The following is a 21,202-nucleotide window of genomic DNA, read 5'->3' as shown; positions in this document are numbered from 1 at the left end:
GAAGGTGTCGACACAGGATCAAGTCGCCGAGGTCTGGCGCGAGTTGCTGGAGCTGGACACGGTGGCCGTCGACCGGGACTTCTTCGAGCTGGGCGGCCACTCGATGCTGGCCGTGCAGGTGCTCTACCGGCTCACCGAGGTGACCGGCGTCGAGCTGGCGCTGGAGGACTTCTTCGAGTTGGGCACGGTCGAGGAGGTCGCCGAAGAGCTGGACCGCCTGCGGGCCGAGGGCCCCGCCGAGCTGGTGTTCGAGGGAGAGCTGTGAGCGCGCTGGAGGTGCTGCGTCGCCTGGACGATCTCGGCGTGGCCCTGACCCTCTCCGACGGACGGCTCCGTTACCGCAGCCAGGGCGAAGAGGTGCCGTCCGAGCTGCTGGCGGAGATGAAGCGGCACCGAACGGACCTCGTCGGCCTGGTCGGCCGGCGCGACGGCCTGACCTGGCCGCCGGCGCCCGGAGGGGACACCGGGCCGCTGACCGCCGCACAGCGCTCGCTGTGGGCCACCTCGTACTTCGCCGAAGACGGCACCTACAACCTGTGCGGGGCACTGCGCCTGCGCGGCCCGCTCGACCGGGACGCGTTCGGCACGGCGCTGCGGGACCTGCACGAGCGGCACCCGTCGCTGCGCACCGTCTTCCCGGTGACCGACGGCGAGCCGCGGCAGCGGATCCTGCCGTCGGTGGAGCCCCCGCTGATGGAGGCCGACGCGGCCGACCTGGACGCGTGCCTGGCCGAGTGCGCGCGCCTCACCGACCTGCCGCTGGCCCTGGACACGGCCCCACCGGTGCTGATGCGCCTGTTCCGGCTCGCGCCCCAGGACCACGTCTTCTTCTTCGTGCTGCACCACGTGATCGCCGACGGCTCGTCGTTCGGCCCGCTCCTGGAGGACCTGGCGCGCTGCTACGGCAGCCGAGTCGCAGGGCAGCAGCCGCCGCCCCTCGGCGACGCCGTGCCCGTGGTCGACTACGCCCGCTGGGAGGCCGACCGGGTCGCTCACGCCGATCTCGCCGCCGCCCGCCGGTACTGGCAGGAGCGGTTCGACGACGCGTCGCTGGGCGCGCTCCCGCTGCCCCCGCCGCTCGACGGCGCCGACGGTGGGCGTGGCCACGCCCACCGCGTGGTCGTGCCCGCCGCCTCCACCGCCGCCGTGCGGCGGATCGCCGAGCAGACTCGCGCGAGCGTCTTCACCGTGGTCTCCACCGCTGTCGCGGTCGCGCTGTCCCGCTACACCGGGCGCCAGGACCCGGTGGTCGGCATGCCGGTCTCCCGCCGCGACCGCACCGGCCTGGAACGGGTCGTCGGCCTGCTGCTCGACATGGTGCCGGTCCGGCTCGACGCCGGCCCCGCCCCCTTCACCGAGCTGGTACGCCGGACCCGTTCGGCGGTCCTCGGCGCTGTCCGCCACGCGCCCGTGCCCGAGGACGTCGCGGCCTCCCGCGCGGCGTTCAACGTCATCGTCACCGACCTCGGGGCCACCCTGCCCGCGCCCGACTTTCCGGGGCTGGCGATCGAGCACGTCGAGGTGGCGCAGGTCGGCGCGAAGTACGACCTGAACTTCCTGGTCCGCGACGAGGGCGACACGCTCGCCCTGTACGTCGAGGCGGACCGCAGGGCGGTGACCGGCGCGGACGTCGAGGCCATCGGCGACACCGTCCTGGCCGTGCTGACGGCGGCCGGCGCCGACCCGGCCGCCCCGGTCACGGCGCTCGCCGCCGGACCGTTCGGGGTGGCTGCCCCCGGCGCAGTCGCCGCGCCCGACCGGGTGCCGCACGCCGACGAGTCGCTGACCGGCCGCTTGACGGCGATGGCCCGCACCCGCGCGGACGCGGTCGCTGTCACCGCGCCCGAGGGCGTCTTGTCCTACGCGGACCTGTGGGCGCGGATCGAGGCGACCGCGGGGGCCCTGCGCGCTCGCGGGATCGGGGCCGGGGACGTCGTGGCCATCTCCCTGCCCCGCGGCCTCGACCTCGTCGTCGCCATCATCGGGGTGATGGCCTCGGGCGGGGCGTGCCTGGTACTGCACGAGTCCTGGCCGACGGCACGCGTGAGCGACATCCTCACCGACTCGGGCGCCCGGCTCACCATCACCGAGGACGACACGGTGCCGGGGGAGCGGGCCGGCCTCGCCGACCTCGTGCACGCCCCGGAGAAGGCACCGCTCGCCCACGTGCCCGCGCACGCCGCCGCCTATGTGATCTACACGTCCGGTTCCACCGGCCGGCCCAAGGGCGTACGGGTCACCCATCACAATGTGTTGAGCCTGCTCGACGCGACCGCCGACGGCTACGGCCTTGGCCCCGACGACGTGTGGACCCTCTTCCACGCCTGCTCGTTCGACGTGTCGATGTATGAGATGTTCGGCTCTCTGGTGCACGGCGGCCGGCTGGTCGTGGTGCCGCGGCTGACCACGTGGGAGCCGGAGGAGTTCGCCGAGCTGTGCGCCCGCGAGCAGGTGACCGTGCTCAGCCAGACCCCGTCCGCGCTGACCGTGATGCTGCCCGCACTCGCCGCACGGCCCGACGCCACCGAGCACATACGGTACGTGCTGTTCGCGGGCGAGGCCCTGGACCGGCGGCTGGTTGAGCGCTGGTACGAGGAGATCGGTCACCAGACCCAGCTCGTCAACATGTACGGGATCACCGAGACGACGGTGCACGCCTCGTGGCGCCGGCTACGGCCCGAGGACACCCGTACCGCGGAGTCCGACATCGGCACGCCGCTGCCCGGTACCGCGCTGCACGTGCTGCACGACGACGGCACCCCGGTCGCCGACCGTTGCGTCGGCGAGATCTACGTGGGCGGCCCGCAGGTCAGCGACGGCTACCTCGGCCGGCCGCGGGAGACCGCACTGCGATTCCTGCCGGACCCCTTCAGCGAGGTGCCGGGCGCCCGCATGTACCGCTCCGGCGACCTCGCCCGGCGCAATGGCACCACCCTGGCCTACCTCGGCCGTCGCGACCAGCAGGTGCAGGTCAACGGCTTCCGCGTGGAGCTCGCCGAGATCGAGGGGGCGCTCTCTGCGCGGCCAGGGGTCGCCGCAGCCGGTGCGGCGGTCACGACGGACAGCAGCGGCGCGCACCTCGTGGCCGTCGTCGTCCCTGAGGCCGATGCCACGCCCGAACCGACGGAGCTGCTGGCGGCGGTGCGTTCGATGCTGCCCCGCTACATGGTGCCGCGCACCGTCGTGCTGGTCGACGACCTGCCGCTGACCAACAACGGAAAGCTCGATCGCGCGGCCGTGGTCGCCGCCGTGGCCCAGGGCGCGGCAGCCGAGACGGCGCCGGCCGGGCGAGGTGCCGTACCGTCCGGCGGGCGCGACGCCCTGCTCCTCGAGGTGTTCCGTGAGGTGCTCGCAGACCCCACCGCGGACATCGGCACCGACTTCTTCGACGCCGGCGGGGACTCCATGCGCGCGATCCGCCTGGTGAGTCTTGCCAAGGACCGGGGCCTGGGCCTGACCGTGCGGGACGTGTACGCCGCGCCAACGGCCGCCGCTCTCGCGCCGCGGGCGACCGAGGCCGGCGCCGACCGGGCCGTCCGCGAGCCGTTCGCGGGGCTGCCGGCGGGCGTCGTCTTCCCGCCGGATGTCGTCGACGCCTACCCGATGACCGCCCTGCAGTCCGGGATGATGTACCACCAGGAGATGGCGCCCGACGCCCGCGTCTACCACATCATGCTCAGCTACCGGGTGCGCGGCGTGCTGGACCCGGTCGCGTTCCGCGCGGCCGCTCAAGCCGTCACCGACGCCCACCCGGTGCTGCGCACCAGCTTCGACCTCGCCAACGAGCTCGGCCCGGTGCAGCGGGTGCACACCGGTGTCGCCGTGCCGGTCACGTTCGAGGATCTGACCGGTCTCGACGCCGAGGCCCAGGAGGAACGTGTCCGACAGGTCGTGGCGAGCGAGATCGCCGAGGACTTCGACCTGTCCCGGCCGGGCCCGTTCCGGCTCGTGACGCTCGCCACCTCCGCGACCGACTACCAGCTGATCTTCACCCACCACCACGCCATCCTCGACGGCTGGTCGGTGAACCTCTTCTTCGAGGACCTGCACGCCCGGTATCGCGAGCTGCTCGACACGGGCACGGCGGCGCCGCAGCCAAGCCCGCGCACCACCTTCGGCGACTATGTGGCGCTGGAGCAGGCGGCGCTCGCCGACGAGGAGCAGCGGAAGTTCTGGGGTGAGCGCACCGCGGGCCCGGCTTGGCTGATCGCACCTCAGCGGTCGGGCGAGCCCGTGATGCGGCAGTTCCACGTGGACCTCACGGGTCGGCTGGATGGCCTGCGGGCCGTCGCCGGCCGGCTGGGCGTGCCGGTGAAGGCGCTGCTGTGCGCCGCGCACCTGCGGGTGGTGTCCTGGCTGACCGGTTCCGACGACGTGGCCACCAGCATGGTGTTCGCGTGCCGTCCGGAGGACTCCGACGCCGACCGCGTGCTCGGGCTCTTCCTCAACCAGCTGCCCCTGCGAGTGGTGCTGGGGGAGCGGTCGTGGGCGGACCTGGCGGTGCGCGTGCACGAAGAGGAACAGGAGATGATGCGGCACCGCTGGTACCCGAACGCGGCGATCCAAGCCGGGTACGGCGCGGCACCGCTGTTCGACTCCAGCTTCAACTTCACGGACTACCACAACACCCGCCGGATGGTCGGTGCCGGCGGCCTGGAGCTGCTGGACGCGCAGGAGTTGGAGTCCACCCACTACGCCTACAGCTCCGCCTTCACCGTCGACGTGCGCACCCACGAGCTGCGGCTGCTGATGGAGTACGACGCCGCGGCGCTGCCACAGAGCACGATGGCCCTGGCGGCGGAGGTGCACCGCAGGGCACTCGCCGCGATCATCGAGGACGCTGAGCGGTCCTTCCGGGACACCCCCCTGCCCGGCATGGCCGACCTGGCCCGGCTGCTGGCCTCCGACGGGTCCACCGACACGGTCGGCGCGGCCCCGGTGGTGGCCGTCGCGCCCCCCGTGCGACCGGCCGCTCAGGCGCCGGCTCTGGTCCCGGCGCCTGCGGCGGGGCCGGCCGGCGGGATGGTGGAGGAGAGCATCCGCGAGGTCTGGACCGAGGTCCTGGGCACCACGGACATCGACGCGGCAACACCGTTCTTTGATGCGGGCGGCGACTCGCTCACCGCCATGCAGGTGGTCAGCCGACTCCGGGCCCGCCACGGCACCCTGTCGATGCGCACCTTCATGTCACAGCCCACGATCGCGGGTCTGGCGAACGCGCTGGCCGGCGCCGCCGCGCCGGCGCCGACTGCGGCGCCGGCCGCGCTCGGGACGGTGGCCCGCTACCCGCTCTCGCGCGCACAACGCCAGATGTGGGAGATCGCCGGCCGGCTGCCCGGCATCGGGTTGTTCGGCATGGCGGGCGCACTGCGCGCCGACGGCCCGCTCGACATCACCCTTTTGGAACGGACTTTCGCTGAGCTGGCGACCCGGCACGAGGCGCTGCGTACCCGGTTCGAGGCCACCGGCGACGAACCCGTCCAGGTGGTCGAACCGCATGTCGAGGTCGTTGTCGACGTCGAGGACCTCACGGACCACGAGGACCCGGCCCGTCGGTGCGAGAAGCTCATGGCCGCCGCCGCGCGGGAGGCGCTGCCGCTCGACCGGGCGCCGCTCATGCGCGTCGTCGTGTATCGGCTCGCCGCCGACCAGCACGTGATCTTCCTCAATATCCACCACATCGTGTGCGACGGCTGGTCGTTGACGCTGCTGCTGTCGGACGCCGCCCGGATCTACCGCGAGATCGCCGCCGACGGCGCGCCCGCGCCCCGGCCGCTCCCGCGCGGCAGCGGCTGGCTCGTCGAGGACCGGGCCGCATGGCTCACCACCGGCGAGGCGGCGCGGCAGCGGGAGTACTGGCTCCAGCAGCTCACCCCGCCGTGGTCCGCGCTCGCCGACACCCCTGGCAGCCGCTTCGCCGAGCTGGGCACGGCGTCGTTCGCGCAGCGCCTGCGGTCGGCGACGACCAGGGCAACGCTCCCGGCCGACGCCCTGCGCACGGTCCGCGCCGCGGCACGCAAGCGCGGCATGACCGACTTCATGCTCGTGCTCGGCGCGTACGCGGCGACACTGCGGGCGTGGAGCGGCCAGGACGACATCCGCATCGCCACCATGCTCGCCAACCGCGTCGAGCCGGGCTTGGACGAGGTGGTGGGGCTCGTCGCCAACACGGTCGTGTTGCGCATGCGCCTGGGCGACACCGACCCGGTCGCGATCAGCCGGCAGGCCCGCGAGGTCTGCGTCGCCGCAATCGAGAACCAGGAGTTGCCCTTCGAGGACGTGCTCGCCGAGATCGGTGACCGGCACCCGGACGCGGGCCCCGTGTTCGAGGCGATGCTCGTCGCGCAGGAGGAGACCGCCACCGTGACCGCCGACGACGGTCTCGTGTTCGCGCCGTACCGGTCCGAACACGACGTGCTCGGTGCTCAAGTCGTGGCCACCGCCTGCGACTTCGTCCTCGGTGTCGCGCCGACCGGCGGCGAGCTGCTGTTCGAGCTGCGCCACAAGCCCGCGACCACGTCGAAGGAGCTGGCCACCGAGCTGCTCACCGCGATCACGACCGCCGTGCGGACCACCGCCGAAGCTCTCCTGGAGACCTCGTGACGACGTGCCCGGCGCACCGTCCGCGCCTGCGCCGCCTGTGGCAGCTGCCCACGGTTCGGACGGTGGGCGCCGCGGGCGCGGCCACCGTACTGCTCGCGGGTGCCGCGCTCGCGTGGCCGTGGGTGTCGGCGGCCGTGCTCGCCGCGGGCGCGGCCGGGATCGCCGGCTATGTGCATCGCAACTGTGGCCGGGTCGCAGTTGAGCGACGGATGCTGCGGGCCCTCAAGGACTCGGCGCCACGCTGCCCCGGGGACATCGAGGTGCCCACGCTGACCGCACCGGTGCGGGCCGAGTGCGGCGACGACGGCGTCACCCGGATCACCGCGCAGACCTACCACGACGCGGTCCGCGCGCTCGGCTACACGATGGGGCGTGACCGCGGCTTCCAGCTGGACCTCGTGCGCCGCACCGGAAGCGGCCGGGTCGCGGAGGTGTGGGGGCGCACCGCCGTGCCGTTGGACACCGCGTACCGCCACCTGGGGCTGGCCGCGGCGGCCCGCGCCGCGACCGAGCAGCTCGCCGGGCCGGAGCGGGACCTGCTGACCGCGTTCGCTGACGGGGTCAACGCCGCCTTCGCGCAGGAGACCCCGTTCGAGTGCCTGTTCCTGTCCTACCAGCCGCAGCCGTGGCAGGTGGAGGACAGCGTGCTCACCGCGCTTGTGCTGTCCCACTCGCTGTCGTGGAACGAGGAGGCCAAGAGGGCGGAGTCGGTCATGCGCCGCGTGCTGCCCAAACCCATCGCCGACTTCTTCCTGCCCGGCGGAACCACGTCCCTGCCCGCCGACCTGGCGCGTCATCGCGGCGAGGAGCGGTCCCTGGACCTCGTTGCCCTCGACGGCGCCGTGCCCGGCTCCAACTGCTGGATCGCCACGGGGGACGAGCCGTTGCTCGCCTGCGATCTGCATCTGGCGTTCGGCGTGCCCAACGTCCTCTACGAGATCGACCTCGCCTGGCCCGGCACCCGGCTGCGCGGCCTTGCGAGCCCCGGCCTTCCGGTCGCCCTCGCCGGCACCAACGGGCGGATCGTCTGGGGTGTCACCAACCTCACCGCGGATGTGCTCGACCTCATCCCCACCGGTCAGGACTCCCTGCACACCAGGACGGAACAGATCCGCGTCCGTGGCCGCCAACCGGTCACCGTGCAGATCACGACCGACGGCACGATGCCGGTCTCGCAGACCCCGCTGTGCGGCGAGAAGATCGCCGTCCGCTGGACGGGACACGACCCCCGCGCCGCCGACCTGCGATTCCACCGCCTCGCCCACGCCCACGACGTCGACGAAGCCGTCGCGGTCCTCGACGACGCACACGGCGTCGCCCTCAACGTCCTTGTCGCCGACCGGGAGCGGATGGCGCACCTGGCGACGGGTCTGCTGCCCCGCCGTCCGGCCGGCACCCCGCGCACCGAACCCGCCGACGGCCATCTCACCGGACCGGAACGCCCCCGGGCCGTGGACCCCGCCGACGGCATCCTCGTCTCCGCCAATGACGCCGCCCTGCCCGAGGACGAGTTCCGGATCGGCCTCGACCTCGACCCCGGCCACCGCGCCGGCCGCATCCGCGACGTCCTCGGCGCGGCCGAGCGGCACGACGCGGCCGGCATGCACGCGCTGCAGCACGACATCGCCGCTGATCTGTACCTGCACTACCGCGACCTCGCGGTCGCCGCGCTCCGACCGGGCGACCCCATCCGGTCTCTGCTCAAGGAGTGGGACGGCACCGCCGCGACCGACTCCCGCGCCTTCGGTGTCCTCGTGCGGCTGCGCAATGTCCTTGCCCGGCGCGTCCTTGCCCCGTATGTCGCGGTCTGCCGCGAGGACGAACCCGCGTTCCGCTTCCCGTTCCGCGATCTCGACCGGCCCCTGATCGCGATCCTCGACGCCCGGGACTGTGCGCTGCTGCCTGCCGGGACCACCGACGTCGATGGCTTCATCGCCGAGTGCGTGGCGGCGGCGGTGCGTGAACGCCCGCGGAAATGGGGCCACTTGAACCGGGTCGGTCTCAGGCATCCGCTCGCCGCTCTCGTGCCGTGGTCGGACGCCCTGCTCGGCATCCGTCCGCGCTCGCAAGCCGGGATGCTGCACAGCGTCCGTACCGCCGTCCCGGGGTTCGGCGCGGCCGGCCGGATCGTGGCCACGGTGGACGACCTCGTCACCGCCGAGCTGCCCGCAGGCCAGTCCGGGCACCCGCTGAGCCCGCACTATGCGGACCGGCACGCCCGCTGGGCGAGCCTGGCCCCGCTGCGGCCGCGGGCACGCCGGGCGGGCTGCGGCCACGTGCTGCGCCCTCCGGCGGACCGCTGACGTGCCAGGTGACGAAGGAGCGAAGGAGCGAAGGAACGAAGGAGCGAAGGAGAGAGACAGCGGCTCGCGACGAGCGAGCCGCTCGGCTCATCCGACCGCTTGTTCCTGCTCCGCCGGGACGTCGGCCACGTCGCCGAAGTCCCGGCGGATCTCGGCGAGCAGCGCCGGTGGCGCGGAGAGGAATTCGAAGTGGCCGCCCTGCAGCTCAACGGACCGGCAGTCGGCCGAGGTGTCCTGCCAGCCGCCCATGAGCTTCGTCGGGATCTCGGCGTCCTCGGACCAGCCGAGCGCCGTGATGGCGCAGGGAACGCTGATGCGGCCGGGGGCGTACTGCTTGTTCGCCCCGAGGTCGTTGACGAGGACCTCAAGGCCCATCTCGACGAGCGGTCCGCTCGGCTCGCCGCCGAGCCTGGTGATGATGTGTCCCAGCTCGGTGCGCAGCCCGTCCCGGTCCAGCTCGAACAGCCGGCTGTAGGGCCCATCGTGCGGCGCCACCTGCCCCGAGACGAAAACCCTCTCGGGCAACGGGAGCCCGGCCGCGGCGAGTTGCCGGGTCACCTCGATGCCGGGAAGTGCGCCACCGCAGTGCCCGAAGAACGCGAAGGGCCTGTCCAGGTACGGCCGCAGGTAGTCGACGAGCTCCCGCGCCATGTTCTCGTACGTCCCGTAGTGCGGTTCGGCGATCCGATTCTGCCGGGCAGGCGGCTGGATCAGGCAGACATCGATCGCACCGATACGGCGCGGCCACGCCTGGTACATCGAGGCGCCGCACCCCGAGTAGGGGAACAGGAAGAGGCGGGCCGGCGCGTCCGGGTCCGGGCGGCGCAAGAGCCAGCGCGGCGGCTTTTTGGGACGGGGCTGCGGTGAATTCATGCGGGCGACCGTAGAGGAGGCCCTCTGAGCGCTTCAAGGATGCGCAATTCCCTTGTTCCAAAACGAGAAAGGACATAGCCCATGCAAGCCCTGCCCCAACCGATGCGGTACCTCGATCGTGAGACCGTCGCGTCGCTGTGCGCGCGGATCGACCCGCTCGAGGCGGTCACCGAGGCGTTTCTCGCCGTGCGTGCGAACCGGTCCGGAGTGGCGACCGAAGCCGCCCTGCGCTGGATCACACCGGATGGATCCGCGGCCCGCAGCCTCGTCCTTCCCGCCTGGAACGACGGCGCGTACGGCTGCAAGATCATCAACGCCAGTCTGGGGAACGTGGACCGCGGCCTGCCTCGTGCCGCCGGCCTGATCCTGCTGTACGACAGCGAAACAGCCGAACCGGTCTGCCTCATGGAGGGCGCGCAGATCAGCGCCCTGCGCACGGCGGCGGTCTCCGTGGCGGCGCTGCGCGCGGTCCGCCCGCTGCCCACGGTGGACCGGGTGGCCCTGCTGGGGTGCGGTGTCCAGGCACGTACCCACCTGGGGTTGCTGGCGGCCCACGGCGCGGTGAAGTCGGTGATCGTCTACGACTTGTCGCCGTCCCGACGCGAGGCCTTCGCCGACGAGCTGCGCGCCGCGCTGCCGGAGATCGACGTCGAGATCGCCGCCGACCCCGAGTCGGCGGTCCGCTCGGCCCCGGTTACGGTGGCCGCCACGACGACCACGACCGCGTATGTACCGCTGGCCTGGCTGCCGGAGGGTTCCGTCTTCCTCAACGTGTCCCTGGACGATGCTGCCGAGGACGTGCTCCTGGGCGTCGAGCACCTGTTCGTCGACGACTGGCACCTGGTCAGTGAGGACGACACCCGGCTCCTGGGCCGCCTGGCCCAGGCCGGCCGTGCCACCGCGCCGGGCACCGAGATCCCGGGAGCCCGCCAGGTGGACGCGGACCTCGCCATGCTCCTGTCCGGCGCCTACGCGCGCCCGATCGCCTCCACCGACCGGACAGTGATCAACCCGTTCGGCATGGGCGTCCACGACGTGGCCCTCGCGACGCGCGTCCACGCCCTCGCCTGCGACGAGGATGCCGGCGTCTTCCTGCCTCGCTGACCGAATGTGCCTCCGTCCCGGTCGTCGTCGCCGCGTGCCGTGCGAGAAGCCGGGACGGTCAACTCGCCACCGAATGTGCCTCCGTCCCGGTCGTCGTCGCCGCGTGCCGTGCGAGAAGCCGGGACGGTCAACTCGCCGTCGTTGTCTGCCAGTCGGCGTTCAATCGGCGTTGATTGACCGGCCCATCCGGTCGGGCCATGATCTGTTTCCCGGCGGTGCGGTGCACCGCGTTCCCCCGTCCGCTGCGTGGCCCACGGCGTAGTGCCGTGCCCCCGGACAGAGCCAGTGACCGATCGACACACAGTGAGGTGGAGACACGTGGGCGACGACCTGTCTGCCGACTCCCGCGCAGTGCGTGACGTAGCGGATGCCTACGTCACGGGGCTCGCCCGAGTGGACCCGGGCATCGCCACCTACCTGGGTCTGCCGGTGGGGCAGGAGGAGATGCCCGACCTGTCGCCGGAAGGCCGCGACCGGATGGATGGCCTGTCCCGCGCGACCCTCGTGGACCTGGACCGGGCCGAGCAGGCCGCGGTGGGCCCCCTGGCCCCCGCGGAGCGCCGGTGCGGGCGGCTGTTGCGCGAGCGCCTGCAGGCTGACCTGGCCGTCAGCACCGACGACGAGTACCTGCGGGAGATCGTCAACGTCTATGGCCTGCAACAACGGGTCCAGGACATCTTCCAGTTGATGCCCACGAGCACCGCGGATGACTGGGCAGCGGCCGCGCGGCGGATGAGCCGTGTCTCCCAGACGCTGGACGGCTTGCGGGAATCCCTCACCCGAGGACTCGACACGGGCCACTTCGTTGCGGCGCCGAGACAGGTCCGCGTCATCGCCGACCAGCTCGACGCGTGGATCCGCGACGCCGACGGCCGGGGCTGGTACGCCGGCTTCTGCGCGGACGCTGACGTGCCGGCGCCGCTGCGGTCCGAACTGGACAGGTCGGCGGCCCTTGCCACCGCGGCGGCGGCCGGGATGCGGGACTGGTTGCGCGCCGACTACCTCCCCAAGGCTGAGGCCCAGCCCGACGGCGTGGGCGCCGACCGCTATCGCACCTGGGCCCGGTTTTGGACCGGCGCCGAACTCGACCTGCACGAGACCTACGGGTGGGCTTGGGGGGAGTACCGCAGAATCCGGGCCGAGATGCGCGCCGAGGCGGAGTCCGTGCTGCCCGGGGCCACGCCGCGCGAGGCGATGCACCACCTCGACCGGCACGGCGAGGCGGTGGACGGTGCGGAGGCGGTCCGGCTGCGACTGCAGGGCTGGATGGACGAGGCGCTCGACGAGCTCGATGGCACGTATTTCGAGCTGGCGCCGCCGGTGCGGGTGGTGGAATCCGCGATCGCACCGGCGGGCAGTGGTTCGGCGGCGTACTACACCCCGCCGAGTGTGGACTTCTCCCGCCCCGGCCGGACGTGGCTGCCCACCCAGGGACGCACGCGGTTTCCCCTGTGGAGCCTGCGCAGCGTCTGGTACCACGAGGGCGTGCCGGGCCACCATCTGCAACTCGCCCAGTGGAGGCACCTCAGCGACCAGCTGTCTACGTACCAGGCCGGCCTCGGCGGCATCGACGCATGCACCGAGGGCTGGGCCATGTACGCGGAGCGGCTGATGGACGAGCTCGGCCACCTGCGCAGGCCCGGCGAGCGCCTTGGCTTCCTCGACTGGCAGATGCTGCGCGCCGTGCGGGTCCTGGTCGACATCGGCGTGCACCTGGCCCTCGACCTCCCGCACGACGCCCCGGTCGGCGCGGGCCAGGCATGGACCCCCGGGCTCGCGAAGGAGTTCCTGGCTGTCCACAGCGGGCAGTCGGCCGAGTTCGTGGACAGCGAGATAGGCCGTTACCTCGGCCTGCCCGGCCAGGCGGTCTCCTACAAGTTGGGGGAGCGGGCATGGCTGGAGGGACGGGCCGCGGCCGAGGCGGCGCACGCGGGCCGTGGCGAGCGGCTGGACCTGAAGTCCTGGCACACGGCCGCACTGTCGCTTGGCCCGCTCGGTCTTGACGACCTTCAGGACGAACTGGCCCAGCTGCAGGCGGAGGAGAACCCGCCTTTGCGTCCACGGCATCACCGGGACGGAATGGAAACACGCGTGAGCAACGGGCCGACGGAGGCGGAAGGCGGGTCACTGCTGTGAAGGGCGCCAGATTCACGACCCTCGCCATCAGCGGGGCCTACGACCATGCGGAGGCGGCCCATCACCTCGGTTCGCTGAGCGAGCCGGCCCATCTGGCGACCGCGCAGAGCTTCCCGTCGATGGACGCCATGCTCGCGGCCACCGCGGAGGACGGCGACGGCTGGGTGTATGCGCGACGGGGCAACCCGACGGTCCGCCTCCTGGAGCAGACCGTGGCGGCGCTGGAGGGGTACGGGGTGGACGCCGCGGTGAGCGCCACCCTCACCGCGACCGGGATGGGCGCGATCACCCTGGCCACGATGCCGCTCCTGTCCACGGCTGCCGGGCCCAGGCCCAACATCGTGGCCTCACCGCAGTGTTACGGCTCCACCACGATGGTCTTCGACAAGCGGTACGGGCAGGAACGGGACGTCGACGTACGGTGGGTCGGCGACCCGCTGTCGGTCGACGACTGGGCCCGCCGCATCGACGGCGAGACCCGGTTCCTGTACGCGGAGGTCCCCTCGAACCCGACGGTGCAGCTCGTGGACATCCCGGCGCTGTCGGTGCTGGCCCGTCAGGCGCACATCCCGCTCATCGTCGACGCGACGCTCGCGACGCCCGCACTGCTGCGCCCGCTGGCCCTCGGCGCGGACGTGGTGGTGCACTCGCTCACCAAGACGGCCGGCGCCAGCGGCCGGAGCATGGGCGGCGCGGTGATCGCCCGGCACGCCCTGGAGTTGCGCCGGCAGCCTGCGGAGCTGTCGGCCGACTACGCCGGCTATCTGCGCCGTGGTCCCCTGCGGGACATGGGCGCGGTCATGAGCCCCTTCAACGCGTGGACGATCCTCGCGGACGTCCGGGAGGTACGCGGCCGGGTGGACGCCATGTCCCGTACCGCGCACGAAGTGGCCCGGTACCTCGCGGAGCACACCGGTGTCACCGAGGTCTTCTATCCGGGACTGGAGAGCCACCGCTCCCACCACATCGCCCAGCGGGACATGTGGCTGGTCGACAGCGAGCTGGACGGGGGCGAGGCGGAGAACCGGTTCGGTTTCCTTCTCTGCTTCCGCCCGGCCGGCGGTGTCCGTGCCGCGCACGAGGCCATGGACCGCCTCGGGCTCGTCTGGCGGGCGAACAATCTCGGTCAGGTCAAGAGCACAGCGACGATTCCCGGCGCCACCACGCACAAGCAGGCCGCGGACGCCGATCCCGGCCGGGCCCCGGTGCCGCCGGACATGATCAGGCTGAGCGTCGGGATCGAGCACGTGGACGACATCATCGGGGATCTCGACCAGGCGCTGCGGACGCGCTGAGAGTCCCGTGCCACCTCCGACGAAATCCACGGCTTCGGCCGTTGCCAAGCTGAGTCAGCAGGAGGAGACAGTGGAATTGGAAACTGCGTTGACCCGTGCCTACGACACGCGGTTGGTGCTGATATCGCCCCCGCGTACCGGGTCGACCGCCGTGGCCCGGTTGTTGTGGCAGCACCCCTCCGTGACGCACCACTGCCACGAGCCGTTCGAGGCTTGCTACTGGGGTGCGCAGGGACCGGAGTCGGTCGAAGGCATCCTGCGCAACCCCATGGTGGTCGCGTCGGGCGAGCGGGTCGCGCTGGCCGACGTGGAACGGGGCAGCGGCCTGCTGATGAAGGAGATGAGCTTCCAGCTCAGCGAGGCCCAGTTCACGCAGCTCGTCGGGCTCACCACGGCGCCCCCGATCTTCGTGATCTGCGACCCCCGGCTGTCGACCACCTCCCGGCTGCGCATCGTGCGCGAGCTCAACGGGGCGAAGACCTTCCCGCCCTTTGAGAGCGGGTGGCAGTCGCTGCGTGAGCAGGTGGAGCTGTGCCGGGCGCGGGACATCCCGTATGTGCTGGTCGACTCCGACGACATGCGGGCCGATCCGGCCGGTGTCACGGCCGCCCTGATGACGGCGGCCGGACTGCCGCAGGTCGGCGGACTGGAGAACTGGTCCCCTCGTCCGGGCCTGAAACTGGTCTCGCCCGAGGTGGGTGCGCTGATGAGCGACGTCCGCAAGGCAGACGATCCCTTCTACCGCAAGGTGCTGGGCAGCAGCGGGATCCAGCCCAGGGGCGAGGTCGACTGGGAGCGGGAGGAAGCGGCGATCGCCGCCGCCGGCCTCGAGGGCGACGTGGCGAAGTGGCGGCACTGGTACGAGGAGATGCGGGCGGACCCGGCACTGATCGCCGGCCGACACACGGAACGGGAGAACAATGCTCACACGGGATGACATACGCCGAGGTGCCGCATGACCGACCGACCCAACGTCCAAGAGACCGCGCCGGCTTTTGAACCCGTCGATGTGCTCGGCGTCGGGTTCGGACCCGCGAACCTGTCGCTCGCCATCGCGCTGCAGGAGGACCTGCCGGAGGCAGGCGCCTTCTTCCTGGAGGCCGCATCCAACCCGGTGTGGCAGGGGGGACTGCTGCTGGACGGCTCCAACATGCAGAACCACCCCAACCGCGACCTCGTCACCCTGCGCAATCCGCGCAGCCGCTACAGCTTCCTCAACTACCTCTTCGAAGAGGGCAGGCTCATCGAGCACCTGAACCTGCCCCTGGAGTTCCCGCTGCGCAAGGAATACGCGCAGTACATCGACTGGGCCACCCGGCAGTTCCAACCGCAGGTCGCCTTCGGGGCGCGGGCGACAAAGATCGCCGTGGCCGAGGCCGACGGCACCCCTGAGTACGTGGTGACCTGCGCGGACGGCTCGCAGCAGCGGGCCCGCTCGCTGGTGGTGGGCACCGGGCGTACGCCGTTCGTTCCCGGACCGTTCGCCGGCCTCGACACCCCTCGGGTGTGCCATCTGACCCGGTACCTGCACACCGTGCGGGAGCTGACCGACAAGCCCCCGCAGTCGATCGCCGTCATCGGCGGCAGCCAGAGTGCCGTCGAGATCGTCCTCGATCTCGCGCACCGCTTTCCGCAGGCGCGCATCGTCAACTACGTGCGGAAGTTCGGGCTGCGGCTCAAGGACACCAGTCCGTTCAGCGAAGAGGGCTTCTTCCCCGCGTTCACGGACTACTACTACCGCGCGAGCCGGGCGAGTAAGAACGAGCTCGACGCGTACATGCGCCCCACCAACTACTCATCGACCGACGCCGACGTCCTGCACCACCTGTACGCGCTGATATACGAACAGCGCCTGGACGGCGATCAGCGGATATTCGTTCGCGGCAACAGCGAGGTGCGGACCGCGGAACCGGATGACACGGGCGTGCGCCTGGAGGTGGAGGAAGTCCACACCAAGGACGTGTCGACGGACCACGTAGACCTGGTGATTCTCGCGACCGGGTTCCGCGATCTCGGACCGCATCAGGGCCAGGAGGCGTATCCGGCGCTGCTGTCGGGAGTGATCGACCGCTTCCAGTTCGACGACGAGGGCCATCTGGTCGTCGAACCCGACTACCAGCTGCGGCCCTGCACCGACGGCACACCACCGCTGTTCCTCAACGGGCTGTGCGAGTCAAGCCATGGCATCGGCGACGCGGGATCGTTCAGCCTGCTGTCGCTGCGCGCCGCGACGATTCTCGACGGCCTGCGCAAGCAGGGGGTCGTGTGACCACGGTGAGCCGGTTGTGCCCCGGTGGGCAAGGAGCGAGTTCGATGACTCCGGCGCGGCGTAGCGATGCGTACGGGAGACGAACCGGGGTCCTCGATCCCGCCGGCTTTCCCGAGCGGGAGTTCGAAGCGGCGTTTGACAAGGCGGGCATCTGATGACGATTGACAACTGGCGGAACGCGACCATCACCGATCTGTTCGACGAGCAGGTGCGTCTTCGCCCCGAGGCGACCGCGCTGCGCTTCGACGGCGTCGACATGAGCTATGCGGAGCTCGACCGGCGGGCCGATGAACTGGCCCGGCACCTGCGCGCGCTCGGGGTCGGAACGGAGAGCGTGGTCGGCCTGTTCGTCGAGCGCTCCTTCGAGATGATCATCGCGCTCGTCGGCATCCTGAAGGCGGGCGGCGCGTACCTGCCCGTCCACCAGAACGAACCCCCCGAGCGGTTCCGCTACATGCTGGAGCAGGCCCAGGCCCGCGTCCTGCTGACCCACGACCGGCTGAGCGACCGGGTGCCCGAGATCGACGGCACCGTGGTCAATCTCGATCACGCGTGGGAGACGGCCCCCGTCGCGGGGCCGATCGAGCCCGGCACCGGCCCCGACAACCTGGCCTACATCTGCTACACCTCCGGCTCCACCGGCATGCCCAAGGGCGTCGCCGTGCGCCACCGCGGCGTGGTTCGCCTGGTGCAGGACGGCGACTACGCCTCGCTGACCGCGGACGAGACCTTCCTGCAGTTCTGCTCGTTGCGCTTTGACCCCTCCGCCTTCGAGATCTGGGGATCGCTGCTCAACGGGGCCAAGCTGGTCGTCTATCCGCCGGGCACGGTGGCGATGCACGAACTGGCCGCGTTCCTGGAGAAGGAACGGATCACCACGCTGTGGCTGACCACCGGCCTGTTCCACCGCCTGGTCGACGACCATCTCGACAGCATGGCCGGCCTGCGCCAGATGCTCGGCGGCGGTGAGCCGCTGTCCCCCCTGCACATGAACACGCTGCACCGGGCCTACCCCGACCTGCTGATCGTCAACGGCTACGGCCCCACCGAGGACACCTGCTTCACCTCCTGCCACGTCATCAGCGACCTGATCGGCGACAGCGTCCCGATCGGCCGCGCGGTCACCGACACCCGCCTGTACGTCCTGGACGAGCACCTGAAGCCCGTCCCCGAGGGCGAGTGGGGTCTGCTGTACACCAGCGGCAGCGGTGTGGCCCGCGGCTATGTGGGGCGCCCGGCGCTCACCGCCGAGCGGTTCGTGCCCGACCCGTTCGTCCCGGGCGAGCGGATGTACAGCATCGGCGACGTGGTCCGGCTCGACGCCCACGGCGCCCTGGAGTTCCGCGGCCGCATCGACGACCAGGTCAAGGTCGACGGCTACCGGATCGAGCCCGGTGAGATCGCGGCCGCCCTGTCCGGCTTGCCGGATCTGAAGGAGGCCGTCGTGCTGGCCCGCGACGACGTCATGCCCGGGCGCAAGGTCCTGGTGGCGTACGTCGTGCCGAACGGCCCCGCCGAAGGTCTCGTACCGAGGCTGCGCCTGGCCCTGCACCACAGGCTGCCCCGGTACATGCACCCGTCCGTCATCGTCGTCATGGAGGAGTTCCCGCTGACGCTGGGTTCCAAGACGGACCGGCGGGCCCTGCCGGCCCCCACGCACCTGCCGCGGACCGCGGACACGCCCTACGTGGCCCCGCGCACTCCGCTCGAGGAACTGCTGGCGGACCTGCTGGCCGACGCGCTCGCACTCCAGGAGATCGGCATCGACGACGAATTCTTCGAGATCGGCGGCAACTCGCTGATGGCCATGGACCTCCTCGCCCGCATCCGGACCGTGCTCCAGGTGGATCTGCCAGCGGCCGAATTCTTCGAGGCCGCCACCGTCGCCGGACTGGCGGAGCTGATCGAGCGTTACGTCCCCGACCTGCCGTCCTTCGGCGAAGCGGGCACCCAGTCGTCCCCGGCAGCGGCCCAGCGGCCCGTGCCCGCACAGGTGGGCGGGCCCCTTGGCTGACATGAGGTCCTTCCGGGACGCGGTCATGGCATGGGCGGCAGGTGGCTCCGGCGACCTGGCGTACGAGCTGGCCACGCTGTTGCCCGTCGAGGGGGCCGTCCTGCTCGAAGGGCCGAGCGACGTCGCCGCGGTCGAAGCGCTGGCAGAGGGCTACGGCCGCGACCTGGCGGCGGAGGCCGTATGCGTCCTGGCGATGGGCGGCGCGATGAACGTGACCCGCTTCATCGACCGCCTCGGGCCGAACGGCTTGAACCTGCAACTGACGGGTCTGTGCGACGAGAGGGAACGCGGCTACTACGCCCGCGCCTGGGCGCGGGCCGGGCTGCCGCCGCACTTCTTCGTGTGTGACGCAGACCTGGAGGATGAGCTCATCCGCGCCCTGGGCGTGGAACGGGTGGCCGAACTCATCCAGCAGGAGGGCGACCTGCGTCCCCTGCAGATCTTCCTGTCCCAGCCCGCGCAGCGGGGCCGCAGCTCGCAGCAGCAGCTGCGGCGGTTTCTCGGCACCAAGAAAGGACGCAAGATCCACTACGGTCGGGTGCTGGTCGACGCACTCCCGCACGAACGCGTCCCCGCGCCGCTGGCAGACCTGCTCGACTTCGTCTGAACCTGCTGCCCGACGGCAGGCGGCCGGCTCGCAGGTGAGCGGCCGCCCGCCGGGGTGCTCCGTGAGCGCGACGCACCCATCACCACGATCAACTGGCCCGTCCACGCGAGGAACCAGAGCCCCGCCATGCCCTTATCGCACGCGACCCCTCTGCCCAGCAGTGGCCCGCCCTCAGGAGACCCCGTGCCCGTGTCGTCGCCTGCCTCGACCCAGAGGACCGCAAAGGCCGCGCTGCAGATCATCGCCGAGGTGCTCGGCGTTCCCGAGACCGACGAGACCGAAAGCTTCTACGACTTCGGCGGAACCTCCCTGCAGGCCATGCGGATCTGCGCCCGGCTCGCGAAGGACCTAGGCCTACAAGCCTCTCCCGAGGCCCTGTTCGAAGCGGACACCCTCACCGATTTCACGGCCGAGCTCACTCCAAGCCCGGGCAGCACCACAGCACCCGCTGCTCAGCCGATACCTCCCGCACCACCTCATCGCGGCGCCGAGCGTTCCCTCCATGCCGCCGTCACCCACCAGGCGCGCCTGCGGCCCACTGCCCTCGCACTGATGTGCGGGAACGAGCGCGTCAACTACGCCACCCTCGATGCCGCATCGGACACCTATGCCGCGGAGTTGACCGACGCCGGAGTGCATCCCGGCTCCGTCGTACCAGTCCTGCTGCCCCGCTCACCCCGACTCGTCGCGGTGCTGCTGGCCGTCCTCAAATGCGGCGCCTCCTACGCCGCCCTGGACCCGCGCTGGCCCGCCCCGCGGATCCACGACGTCATCTCCCGCCTGCGCGCCCCCCTGACAGTGGCCGAGGAAGGCGTGCTACATGGGTGGGCCCCACCCGCCGAAAGCCTGGAGCAGGCAGCGGCCCGGCGCATCGCCTTCCCGGACGTGACCGTCACTCCGGACGACCCCGCTGCGGTGTTCTTCACCTCCGGCACCACCGGCGTCCCCAAGGGCGTCCTGTCACCCCATCGTGCGACCACCCGCCTCTTCCCTCCCGACGGTGTCTCGTTCGCGGACTTCGGCCCCGGGCGGGTGGTCCTGCAGGCGGCTCCAGTCCCCTGGGACGCCTTCAGCCTGGAGCTGTGGGGCCCGCTGACAAGCGGCGGCACGTGCGCCATCGCCCCTTGCGACTACCTTCTCCCAGACGCCCTCACCGATCTGGTCGCCAGGGCCGGCGTGGACACCGTGTGGCTGACCTCGTCCCTGTTCAACCTCTTCGTGGACGAGGACGACCCGGACCGCCCCTGCTTCGCCGGGATCCGGCAGGTCCTCACCGGCGGCGAGCGGATCTCGCCCGCACACGCGAGCCGCTTCCTGGCCCGCTACCCGGACACCGTGCTGATCAACGGCTACGGACCGGTGGAGAGCTGCGTCTTCGCCACCACCCACCAGGTCACCGCCGCCGACTGCGCCCGCGCCGAGGACATCCCCATCGGTGTGCCGGTGCCGGGCACGGCCGTGCACATCCTCGACGGCGACCGCCCGGCCGCACCCGGCGAGCCGGGCGAGATCTGCCTGGCCGGCGACGGCCTGGCCCTCGGCTACCTGGGCGACGCCGAGGCCACCGCCGCGTCCTTCGTCACCCTCCTCCTCGACGGCTCGCCCCTACGCCTCTACCGGACCGGCGACCTGGGCGTACTGGACGCCGACGGGTCGCTGTCCTTCCGCGGCCGGACCGACCGGCAGGTGAAGATCGCCGGCCACCGCGTGGAGCCGGGCGAGATCGAGACGGCCGCGCGCCGCGTCCCCGGCGTCTGCGAGGCGGCCGTCATCCCGGTCCCGGCGCCGGCGGGCGGCTACGAGCGCCTTGCGCTGTTCTACACCTCAAAGGACCGGGACGATCCGTCCCACCCGGCCGTGGTACGGCGTGCCTTGGCCGCCAGGCTCCCCGCCCCTTTGGTGCCCCGCACCGTCCGCCGCTGCGCGTCCTTGCCCACCACGGACAACGGCAAGCTCGACCGCCGTGCCCTGCCCGCCTGGCTCTGACCAAGGACCGTT

The 21,202-nt window shown here is 71.7% G+C and carries 12 protein-coding genes; 11 read left to right on the top strand and 1 reads right to left on the bottom strand.

Annotation, left to right across the window (positions count from 1 at the left end; all coding sequences use genetic code 11):
- The first annotated feature begins 4 nt into the window (after positions 1 to 4).
- From IEY95_RS45550 to IEY95_RS45540, 3 genes are read left to right on the top strand one after another with little or no spacing between them, the layout of a single operon-like run.
- Positions 5 to 265, top strand: a complete 261-nt coding sequence (locus tag IEY95_RS45550) for a phosphopantetheine-binding protein (protein WP_189192205.1) — start codon at positions 5 to 7, stop codon at positions 263 to 265.
- On the top strand, positions 262 to 6,603 hold the full coding sequence (locus IEY95_RS45545; protein WP_189192204.1) for a non-ribosomal peptide synthetase: 6,342 nt from the start codon (positions 262 to 264) through the stop codon (positions 6,601 to 6,603). The genes IEY95_RS45550 and IEY95_RS45545 overlap by 4 nt, the downstream gene beginning before the upstream one ends.
- Positions 6,600 to 8,906 (top strand): penicillin acylase family protein, encoded by a 2,307-nt coding sequence (locus tag IEY95_RS45540; RefSeq protein WP_189192203.1) that lies wholly within the window; start codon positions 6,600 to 6,602, stop codon positions 8,904 to 8,906. The genes IEY95_RS45545 and IEY95_RS45540 overlap by 4 nt, the downstream gene beginning before the upstream one ends.
- 87 nt (positions 8,907 to 8,993) lie before the next feature.
- Here the strand turns inward: IEY95_RS45540 and IEY95_RS45535 are convergent, their stop codons facing one another.
- Complete coding sequence (locus IEY95_RS45535; RefSeq protein WP_189192202.1) at positions 8,994 to 9,779, bottom strand: thioesterase II family protein; 786 nt, start codon at positions 9,777 to 9,779, stop codon at positions 8,994 to 8,996.
- Between the two features lie 81 nt (positions 9,780 to 9,860).
- Between IEY95_RS45535 and IEY95_RS45530 the strand changes: the two genes are divergently transcribed.
- From IEY95_RS45530 to IEY95_RS45495, 8 genes are all read left to right on the top strand, one after another.
- Positions 9,861 to 10,883, top strand: a complete 1,023-nt coding sequence (locus IEY95_RS45530) for an ornithine cyclodeaminase (RefSeq protein ID WP_189192201.1) — start codon at positions 9,861 to 9,863, stop codon at positions 10,881 to 10,883.
- A 318-nt stretch (positions 10,884 to 11,201) separates the two neighbouring features.
- Positions 11,202 to 13,019 carry a DUF885 domain-containing protein gene (locus IEY95_RS45525; protein WP_229703809.1) on the top strand — a complete coding sequence of 606 codons (1,818 nt, stop codon included), beginning with the start codon at positions 11,202 to 11,204 and terminating at the stop codon, positions 13,017 to 13,019.
- Positions 13,016 to 14,314, top strand: coding sequence for a trans-sulfuration enzyme family protein (locus IEY95_RS45520; RefSeq protein WP_189192200.1), 1,299 nt, complete (start codon positions 13,016 to 13,018; stop codon positions 14,312 to 14,314). Before IEY95_RS45525 ends, IEY95_RS45520 begins: the two co-directional genes overlap by 4 nt.
- Before the next feature lie 70 nt (positions 14,315 to 14,384).
- Positions 14,385 to 15,251 (top strand): hypothetical protein, encoded by an 867-nt coding sequence (locus IEY95_RS45515; RefSeq protein WP_189192199.1) that lies wholly within the window; start codon positions 14,385 to 14,387, stop codon positions 15,249 to 15,251.
- A gap of 18 nt (positions 15,252 to 15,269) precedes the next feature.
- Entirely contained in the window at positions 15,270 to 16,583 is a 1,314-nt protein-coding gene (locus tag IEY95_RS45510; RefSeq protein WP_189192198.1) for a lysine N(6)-hydroxylase/L-ornithine N(5)-oxygenase family protein, read from the top strand.
- A gap of 154 nt (positions 16,584 to 16,737) precedes the next feature.
- Entirely contained in the window at positions 16,738 to 18,597 is a 1,860-nt protein-coding gene (locus IEY95_RS45505; protein WP_189192197.1) for a non-ribosomal peptide synthetase, read from the top strand.
- Positions 18,590 to 19,204, top strand: a complete 615-nt coding sequence (locus IEY95_RS45500; RefSeq protein WP_189192196.1) for a TOPRIM nucleotidyl transferase/hydrolase domain-containing protein — start codon at positions 18,590 to 18,592, stop codon at positions 19,202 to 19,204. The genes IEY95_RS45505 and IEY95_RS45500 overlap by 8 nt, the downstream gene beginning before the upstream one ends.
- Positions 19,205 to 19,387: 183 nt before the next feature.
- On the top strand, positions 19,388 to 21,190 hold the full coding sequence (locus tag IEY95_RS45495; protein WP_189192195.1) for an amino acid adenylation domain-containing protein: 1,803 nt from the start codon (positions 19,388 to 19,390) through the stop codon (positions 21,188 to 21,190).
- The last annotated feature ends 12 nt before the right edge of the window (positions 21,191 to 21,202 follow it).

The organism is Streptomyces albiflavescens (genome assembly GCF_014645835.1).
Lineage (GTDB): Bacteria > Actinomycetota > Actinomycetes > Streptomycetales > Streptomycetaceae > Streptomyces > Streptomyces albiflavescens.
Note: the sequence above shows the minus strand (reverse complement) of the source record. Positions and strands in the feature narration are given on the sequence as shown.